Annotated in this window: 5 protein-coding genes; 4 read left to right on the top strand and 1 reads right to left on the bottom strand. The window is 35.8% G+C overall.

What is annotated here, in order from left to right:
- The first annotated feature begins 61 nt into the window (after positions 1–61).
- Both D2K62_RS17505 and D2K62_RS17510 read left to right on the top strand, forming a co-directional pair.
- The gene (locus D2K62_RS17505) at positions 62–1228 is read left to right on the top strand and encodes an iron-containing alcohol dehydrogenase (RefSeq protein WP_112179573.1); all 1167 of its coding nucleotides are present in this window, start codon (positions 62–64) and stop codon (positions 1226–1228) included.
- A gap of 119 nt (positions 1229–1347) precedes the next feature.
- Positions 1348–1782, top strand: coding sequence for a pyridoxamine 5'-phosphate oxidase family protein (locus D2K62_RS17510; protein ID WP_117149241.1), 435 nt, complete (start codon positions 1348–1350; stop codon positions 1780–1782).
- 49 nt (positions 1783–1831) lie between these two features.
- Here D2K62_RS17510 and ltaE read toward each other — a convergent pair whose 3' ends face one another.
- On the bottom strand, positions 1832–2854 hold the full coding sequence (gene ltaE, locus D2K62_RS17515) for a low-specificity L-threonine aldolase (RefSeq protein ID WP_112179570.1): 1023 nt from the start codon (positions 2852–2854) through the stop codon (positions 1832–1834).
- 175 nt (positions 2855–3029) lie between these two features.
- On the opposite strand from ltaE, the gene D2K62_RS17520 reads away from it, so the two are divergent.
- Together D2K62_RS17520 and adhE are read left to right on the top strand one after the other, a co-directional pair.
- Positions 3030–3260: a hypothetical protein gene (locus D2K62_RS17520; RefSeq protein WP_112179569.1), complete on the top strand. Its 231-nt coding sequence runs from the start codon at positions 3030–3032 to the stop codon at positions 3258–3260.
- A gap of 63 nt (positions 3261–3323) precedes the next feature.
- Positions 3324–5921 (top strand): bifunctional acetaldehyde-CoA/alcohol dehydrogenase, encoded by a 2598-nt coding sequence (adhE, locus tag D2K62_RS17525; protein ID WP_112179567.1) that lies wholly within the window; start codon positions 3324–3326, stop codon positions 5919–5921.
- Positions 5922–6073 lie beyond the last annotated feature (152 nt).

The following is a 6073-nucleotide window of genomic DNA, read 5'->3' on the forward strand; positions in this document are numbered from 1 at the left end:
CGCTTATTACTTTACTTCTTTTTCTGTTCTTGCCATTATAGATATAGGAGGTCGATCAAACATGCAAAATTTCACATATTACAATCCAACAAAACTTATTTTCGGAAAAGATACGGTAGCTCAATTAAAAGAAGAGGTACCAAATTACGGCAAAAAGGTACTGCTCGTCTATGGCGGTGGTAGCATTAAGCGTAACGGTCTATATGATGAAGTTATTCAAATATTAAAGGATATTAATGCGGATGTATTTGAATTATCTGGGGTAGAACCAAATCCACGTGTTACGACTGCAAGAAAAGGTGTAAATATCTGTAAAGAAGAGGGTATTGAATTTATACTAGCTGTTGGTGGTGGTAGTACAATTGACTGTACTAAAGCTATTGCAGCAGGAGCAAAATCAGACGATGATATTTGGGATATCGTTACTAAAAAAGCATTTGCAAAAGAAGCACTTCCTTTTGGCACAGTTCTTACACTTGCCGCAACTGGCTCTGAGATGAATGCTGGATCTGTTATAACTAATTGGGAAACAAATGAAAAGCATGGTTGGGGTAGCCCTGCCACCTATCCACAATTTTCAATTCTTGACCCTGTTAACACATTTTCGGTACCAAAAAATCAAACAATTTATGGAATTGTGGATATGATGTCACATGCACTAGAGCATTATTTCCATCATGAAGAAAATACATTACTTCAAGATTATATGGTTGAGGGTATTCTACGCACAGTAATTGAAACCGGACCAAAATTATTAGATGACCTAGAAAATTACGAACATCGTGCGACCATTCTTTATAACGGCACGATGGCGTTAAATGGTATGGTTAGTATGGGGTATCAAGGTGATTGGGCATCGCATAATTTAGAACACGCTGTTTCAGCAGTGCATGATATTCCACATGGTGGCGGATTAGCAATACTATTCCCACATTGGATGGAACATACATTAGAAGCCAACACAGCTAGATTTACACAACTTGCAACTCGAGTATTTGATGTGGATCCTAAAGGAAAAACTGACCACGATATAGCATTAGAAGGGATTAAAGCTTTACGTGAATTCTGGAATAAAATTGGTGCTCCTTCACGATTAGCTGATTATGATATTACGGAGGACTCAATTGAACAAATGGCTGATAAAACAGTTCTTGCTCGTCCTGAGTTTGGTAATTTTAAAAAGTTAACAAGAGACGATGCTGTAACGATTTATCAAGCTAGCTTATAAAAATATGCGAAATAAGTATCTGAAATTATTATGGTACTTATTTTGCTATGTGCCGATGCATAATTCCAAATAAACATTCTAATAATAGCAATTAGATAGTAACTAGGAGGTTTTAAGAAATGGATCAGCAAAAACTTAAACAAACAATTATTAAAATCATTGATGATCATCAAATAGGTACATTAGCTACAATTGAAAATAATAAACCCTATTCACGTTACATGACTTTTTTTAATGAAGGAATAACTTTCTACACTGCAACAAATAAGGAAACACATAAAGTAGAAGATATCAAACAGAATGCTAATGTTCACATCTTAATTGGTTACACATTTGACGGAACAACAGATGAGTATATTGAGGTAGAAGGCGAAGCATCAATCCATGATGATGAAAAAATGAAGCAACATCTATGGAATGAGAAATTAGAACCTTGGTTTTCAGGACCTGATGATCCAAACTATATTGTTCTAAAAATATCACCTACTGAAATTCGTTTAAAAAACACAGGTGATGCAAAAACGCATAAACTTGAAGATATTGCTTCTTTTTAAAGACGTTAAATCCTAAAAACACAGATCATGTTGATCTGTGTTTTTAATTTCAAACTAATGTTTGTGTTATTTTTTGTAATGTAGTTTGGATATCCTCTTTTGAAACGTTCAAATGCGTTACAAATCTGACAAAATTAGTTCCGTACGATCCTGCTAATACACCTTTTTCTTTGATTGCTTCTAAAAAAACAGCTTCAGATAGGCCAGTTTCCGTAACATCTACTAGAATGATATTTGTTTCTATTTCATTGATTACCTTTAGTCCTTTTATGTTAGCTAAACCTTCTGCAAGTATTTTAGCATTAGCATGGTCCTCTGCTAGTCTTTCAATATTATGCTCTAATGCTATAATACCAGGTGCAGCTATAATACCCGCTTGCCTTAATCCCCCACCTAGTCGCTTTCTCCATTTCTTTGCATGCTTAATAAAGGTATGATCTCCTGCGATGATAGAACCCACAGGCGCCCCTAAACCTTTAGATAAGCAGAATTGAACGGTATCAGTGAATTCAGCGTACGCTTTCACAGAAATCCCTGAAGCTACTGCAGCGTTAAATAAACGAGCCCCATCTAAATGAACAGCTACATTAGATTCTTGTGCAATATGATAGATTTCCTTCATATTTTCTAGTGGTAAAACCGCTCCGCCTGCTTTATTATGTGTATTCTCTAAACAGATCAGCGATGTCTCTGGAAAATGTATGTCATCTGCACGAATTGCTTGTTTTACCTCGTGTGGATCCATAGCCCCTCTTATTCCTTGAATAGGTCGTGACTGCACTCCAGCTAATGCTGAAACTGCTGCACCTTCATAAAGATAAGTATGTGCATTCGCTTCTAAGATTAACTCATCTCCCGGTTTGCAATGCTTTAAAACAGCAATCTGATTTCCTTGTGTACCACTAGTAACAAACAGTGCAGCTTCTTTACCTAAATGTTCAGCTGCCATTTCCTCAAGTTTTTTAACAGTTACATCTTCTCCATACACATCATCCCCTACTTCTGCCTCATACGCAGCCTTCCTCATTTCAGTTGATGGCTTTGTAACTGTATCACTACGCAAATCAATCATATCTTTTTGCCCCCTCTACTTGTCGCTTATCTTATCTTACTACAAATAATTGGACGAGAAAATATCAATGCCATCTATATTTGTGAATTAATTCACAAACTTGTCACAAACCTAATGTTTTGTAAACGCTAACAGGTGTTATGATGATATCAGAAAGAGCAAAGGAGTGATAAAAGTGATATTAAATGAATGGAAAGACTTTGGAACAGATGCTGATTTTTACACACAAGAAAGTTTTGAAGAACAAATTGGTGATGTCTTTGAAGCATTGTGTTTAGAAGACGGAAAAGATATTCCACACTATATTTGGACAAAAAACAATGTGGTGATCATTAAAGCAAACACACGAATGATTAATGATGTATCTTTTGTTAAGATTCCCCGTCATCCATCAGTAATTGCTTAATAAACGAATTATTTTTTGACCTTACTTGCTCATTGTTTCACATAAATATTAGGAGGGATTCACATGGTTGCCAAAACAGAACAGAAATCAGAAGTTACCGTTACGGAAAGTATTGACTTATTAGTTAGGAATGCACAACAAGCTTTAACTGAAATGAGAACATTAAATCAAGAACAAGTTGATAATATAGTAAAGGAAATGGCACTTGCTGGTTTAGATCAACACATGCAATTAGCAAAGCTTGCTGTAGAAGAAACAAAACGTGGTGTTTATGAAGATAAGATCATCAAGAATTTATTCGCTACTGAATATGTCTATCACAATATCAAAAACGACAAAACAATTGGCGTAATTAGCGAAAATGAACAAGATGGTGTAGTAGAAATCGCTGAACCAATCGGTGTAGTTGCTGGGGTTACACCTGTAACAAACCCTACTTCTACTACTTTATTTAAATCACTTATATCTATTAAAACTGGTAATCCTATCATTTTTGCTTTTCACCCTTCTGCACAGAGATCTAGTTCAGCTGCTGCAAGAGTCGTTTACGAAGCTGCTGTGAAAGCAGGAGCACCAAAAGATTGTATCCAATGGGTTGAGAAACCATCAATCGAAGCAACACAAACTTTAATGAAACATGACGGTGTAGCAACAATATTGGCTACTGGTGGGCCTGGAATGGTGAAATCCGCTTATAGTTCTGGAAAACCAGCATTAGGAGTTGGAGCTGGTAACGTACCATGTTACTTTGAAAAAACAGTAAATGTTAAACGTGCTGTCAATGACTTGATTTTATCTAAAACCTTCGATAATGGCATGATTTGCGCTTCAGAACAAGCGGTTATTATTGATAAAGAGATATATGAAGAAGTTAAAAATGAAATGGTTTATAATAGCTGTCATTTCTTAACACCAGCTGAAAAAGCTAAAGTTGAAAAATTAGTAATAAATGAGGATACTTGTGCAGTAAATCCTGCTATTGTTGGAATGAAACCAGCACGAATTGCTGAATTAGCTGGTATTAAAGTTCCAGAAGAAACAAAAATATTAGTAGCTGAGTTAACTGGAGTTGGTCCGGACCACCCATTATCTCGTGAAAAATTAAGCCCAGTATTAGCTGCTTATAAAGTAAACAATAGTGAAGAAGGTTTAGATAGAGCGGAACAAATGTTAGAATTTGGTGGATTAGGACATTCTGCTGTTATCCATTCAAATAATCAAGATGTAATTGACGCATTTGGTTTACGTATGAAAGCTGGTCGTATTATTGTCAATGCCCCTTCTTCCCAAGGCGCAATTGGTGATATCTACAACGCATATATGCCTTCATTAACACTTGGTTGTGGATCTTATGGCGGAAACTCAGTATCTTCAAACGTTGGTGCAGTACATTTAATCAATGTTAAAAAAATGGCAAAAAGGAATGTTAATATGCAGTGGTTTAAAGTTCCACCAAAAATTTATTTCGAGAAAAATTCTGTGCAGTATCTATCTAAAATGCCTAATATCACAAAAGCATTTATTGTAACTGACCCAATGATGGTTGAACTAGGTTATGTAGATAAAGTACTATATTACCTACGAAAACGTTCTGATTATGTCCACTGTGAAATTTTTTCTGATGTAGAACCAGATCCATCTAAAGATACAGTTATGCGCGGTGCAGCAGCAATGGATACTTTTCAACCAGATTGTATCATCGCACTTGGTGGAGGATCTGCAATGGATGCCGCTAAAGGCATGTGGTTATTCCACGAACATCCAGAAACAGATTTTAACGGTTTAAAGCAGAAGTTCCTAGACATTCGCAAACGTGTATACAAATATCCTGAATTGGGTAACCGAGCACAATTTGTAGCGATTCCTACTACATCTGGTACAGGATCAGAAGTAACATCTTTCGCTGTTATTACAGATAAAGAGAATAACATTAAGTATCCGTTGGCTGACTATGAGCTTACACCCGACGTAGCTATAATTGATTCTCAATTTGTTATGACAGTACCAAAGGTTATTACAGCAGACACAGGAATGGATGTATTAACGCATGCTATAGAAGCGTATGTTTCTAATATGGCAAATGATTATACTGATGGGCTAGCAATTAAAGCAATACAATTAGTTTTTGAATATTTACCACTTGCATATAGAGATGGAAGCAATGAATTAGCACGCGAGAAAATGCATAATGCATCTACAATAGCTGGAATGGCTTTTGCTAATGCTTTCTTAGGTATTAACCATAGTTTAGCTCATAAACTAGGAGCAGAATTCCATATTGCTCACGGTCGTGCAAATGCAATTTTAATGCCACATGTTATTCGTTATAACGCCAAAAAGCCAACAAAGTTTGTTTCATTCCCTAAATATACAAACTTTGTTGCAGACCAACGTTATGCCGATATTGCTAGAGTGTTAGGATTACCAGCTACAACAACTGAAGAAGGCGTTGAAAGCTTAGTTCAAGCAATTTATAAATTAGCAAAAGATTTAAATATACCAATGAGTATTGCGGAAAATGGTGTCGACAAAAAAGCATTCGAAGCCAAAGTAGATTATTTAGCTGACCGTGCATTTGAAGATCAATGTACTACAGCTAATCCAAAATTACCGCTTGTAACTGAATTAGCAGAAGTATATCGCAATACGTTTAAAGGTTAAGACTAAACTCCTTCCATTACTATACAAAGAGGCTGGGACAAAACTCAGATAAACAATAAAAAGTTGCATCTTCCAACGGTAGTTGGAAGATGCAACTTTTTTATAAAATCGAAAATTTTAGTAAGTAAAAAAGGATACCTTCTGATAAAATT

It is taken from the genome of Paraliobacillus sp. X-1268 (assembly GCF_003426095.1).
GTDB lineage: Bacteria > Bacillota > Bacilli > Bacillales > Amphibacillaceae > Paraliobacillus_A > Paraliobacillus_A zengyii.